We start from the raw sequence: 2,651 nt of genomic DNA, 5'->3' as shown, positions 1-2,651 counted from the left end.
CGGACCGAAGCGGTTCTCCATGATCGACTTGCCGATCATCCAGCTCACCGCGACGGGGCTCAACATGAAGGGGAGCAGAAACGCCACGCGAAAGAATTTCCGACCGCGGATATCGGCGTTGAGGAGCAAGGCGAGCCCGAAGGCGATGGCATATTGGGCGAGCACGCTCGACACGTAGAAGATCATGTCGCCGAGCGCGTTCCAGAAATAGGCGTCGTTCCAAAGCGTGATGAGGTTGTCGAGGCCATTGAAGTGGTGACGGGACGCCCCGTTGAGGTTCCAATCGGTGAAGGCAAAGTAGTGTCCAAACAGGGTCGGAAAAATCACCATGGCGAGCGTGAAGAGCAGGGCCGGCAAGACAAAAACGGCCTGCTGCCCAGCCACGCCACGGGTCAGCGCCTGGTTGGCGCCAAGCGCGACGCTCCATAAGAGGAAGCGCAAAACGGACGCCAATCGGTCAGGCCGAAATCGGCCATGCCGGCCGCATTGAGAATCTGCAGCCCTCCGACGAAGACCAGCACCGCGGAAACAAGGCGGAACACCCAGCGCCCCAACTCGGCGCTCGCGTCCGAACGATGTGTCTGCAGCACTTCAAGCCTGCCGCCGTTCACAAAAAGTCCTACCCCTTCCTTTCGCCAGCGCGGCAAATCGTCGTTCGGTCCGCAAGGCCGCCGCGGCGGAAGCGATCGCCGCGGTGAGTTCGCTTCTCGAGATCAGCGTGTCAGGGGAGGCCCATCGCGATGCGATAATATTTCTTCTCGCGCGCCGTCCAACTCACTGACGGGCGACCCTCCGGTACGGACATAGCGCCGTGCTTGAGCGCTTTGTCGCCAGTTTCGTGCCACGCTAGTTGCGGTGAAACGAACACCGTCGGCCGCCCTTGCTGACTCGGTGCCGAAGACAAATCCGGCAATTGCGGCGAGAACGTAAAATTCAACGTCCTACTGCTCCGATCCTTCCCATTGTTTTACGGAGAACTGACAAAGGTCAGGTTAGCGCTAGGCGGATCTCGCTTTTTCGACCGCAACCGCCCATGGCGCTGCGGACAACGTTTTCGTGAGATGCTCGATCAGAACCGACACCCGAAGTGGCCGCAATCCGCTCGGGGGCGTCACGAGATTGAGGGCGATTTCGGGCAGCGACCAATCCTGCAACACCGCCTCAAGGCGGCGCGAGGCGAGATCGCCCCACACCATGAACTCGGGTTGGATCGCCAGCCCCAGCCCAGCTCGCAGCGCCGGCATGAGCGCATCGCCGTTGTTGGCGCGTAACGGGCCGACCGGGATCACGACGGCCTCTTCGCCGGACGCAAGAGAGAAGGTCCACCGGTCGGGCCTCGGCAGGTAGGCGTACCCGAGGCATGCATGGCTCGTCAGGTCCCGTGGATGCTGCGGCCTTCCGACCCGATCGAGATAGTTCGGCGCTCCGACGAGCAGACGCCGGACCTGGCACAAGCGCCGGGCTCTCAGGCTGGAGTCCGCCAGCGCGGCGATTCTGAGCGCGAGGTCGAAGCCGCCGCCCACCAGGTCGACCTGCTGGTCGCTCAGATGCAGGTCGATTGAGACCTCCGGATAGCTTTCCAGGAACGCCGGCAGGATTGGAGCGACACGATCCACCCCGAATGACATTGGCGCCGCCAGCCGGACCAGGCCGCGCGGGGCGGCGGATTGCGCCATGGCCTGCGCTTCGGCCGCCTCCGCTTCCGCCAGGACGCGGGCGGCGTTCTCTGCAACGGCGCGGCCTGTTTCGCTAAGAGCCAGCCGCCGCGACGTGCGGTGGAGAAGACTTGTCCCGAGCCGGGCTTCCAACCGGCTCACAGCTTTGGAGACGGTCGCCTTTGAGAGATCAAGGTCGGAAGCGGCGCGGGCGAATGAACCTGTCTCCGCCACCTTGGCGAATACGGCCCAGGCCTCGAGGTCGGGTAAGCGCGACATGCATACTCCGAAACGATGAGTTTCGATTGTTTGCCTTTATGGCTAAAACAGCACGCGCAATATTCAGACCATCGGTCAACAAGCTTCCCAGGATTGCGCAAAATGTCCAAAGTGCTCGTCCTTTATTACTCCAGCTACGGCCATATCGAGATGATGGCCGAGCCGTCGCCGAGGGCGCCCGCTCCGCCGGGGCCGAGGTAGATGTGAAGCGCGTTCCCCAAACCGTGCCTGAGGATGTAGCCCGCAAGAGCGGCTACAAACTCGATCAGACCGCGCCGATCGCGACCGTCGAGGACCTGCCGAACTACAACGCCATGGCCGAGCACGGCGGCCAGGAAACGACCATGTTCTCGCTCATCACCAACCTGCTCCACTTCGGCATGGTGGTGGTCGTCCTGCCTAATTCGTTCCAGGGGCAGTCGCGTCTCGACGAGGTGACGGGCGGCGCGCCCTACGGAGCGAAGACGATCGCGGGCGGTGACGGCTCGCGGCAACCGAGTTGCTAACGAACTCGACGCCGCCATCGCCGCCAAGATCGCGGCTTGAGGCGACATACGCATTGGAAAACACCACCATGACTCACGGCATTCACCACGTCACAGCGATCTCAGGCTCGGCGCACCGAAACGTCGCGTTCTACACCCGCACGCTGGGGCTCCGGCTCGTCAAAAAGACCGTCAATTTCGACGATCCCGGCACGTACCACCTTTACTACGG

Annotated in this window: 4 protein-coding genes and 1 pseudogene; 2 read left to right on the top strand and 3 right to left on the bottom strand. The window is 62.6% G+C overall.

Annotation, left to right across the window (positions count from 1 at the left end; all coding sequences use genetic code 11):
* The 3 genes from JOZ76_RS33930 to JOZ76_RS33920 form a co-directional block, all read right to left on the bottom strand.
* The coding region (locus JOZ76_RS33930; protein ID WP_441300150.1) for a carbohydrate ABC transporter permease at window positions 1-357 on the bottom strand (357 nt) is incomplete at its 3' end.
* Window positions 358-392: 35 nt separating this feature from the next.
* Window positions 393-611 carry a hypothetical protein gene (locus JOZ76_RS33925; protein ID WP_291705742.1) on the bottom strand — a complete coding sequence of 73 codons (219 nt, stop codon included), beginning with the start codon at window positions 609-611 and terminating at the stop codon, window positions 393-395.
* A 387-nt stretch (window positions 612-998) separates the two neighbouring features.
* Window positions 999-1,934, bottom strand: coding sequence for a LysR family transcriptional regulator (locus JOZ76_RS33920; RefSeq protein WP_291705741.1), 936 nt, complete (start codon window positions 1,932-1,934; stop codon window positions 999-1,001).
* Between the two features lie 102 nt (window positions 1,935-2,036).
* Between JOZ76_RS33920 and JOZ76_RS33915 the strand changes: the two are divergent.
* Window positions 2,037-2,480, top strand: a pseudogene (locus JOZ76_RS33915) (flavodoxin domain-containing protein).
* Between the two features lie 28 nt (window positions 2,481-2,508).
* On the top strand, window positions 2,509-2,651 hold a 143-nt coding region (locus JOZ76_RS33910), incomplete at its 3' end, for a VOC family protein (protein ID WP_291705743.1).

Origin of the sequence: Bradyrhizobium sp. (assembly GCF_019244115.1) — a bacterium.
Lineage (GTDB): Bacteria > Pseudomonadota > Alphaproteobacteria > Rhizobiales > Xanthobacteraceae > Bradyrhizobium.
Note: the sequence above shows the minus strand (reverse complement) of the source record. Positions and strands in the feature narration are given on the sequence as shown.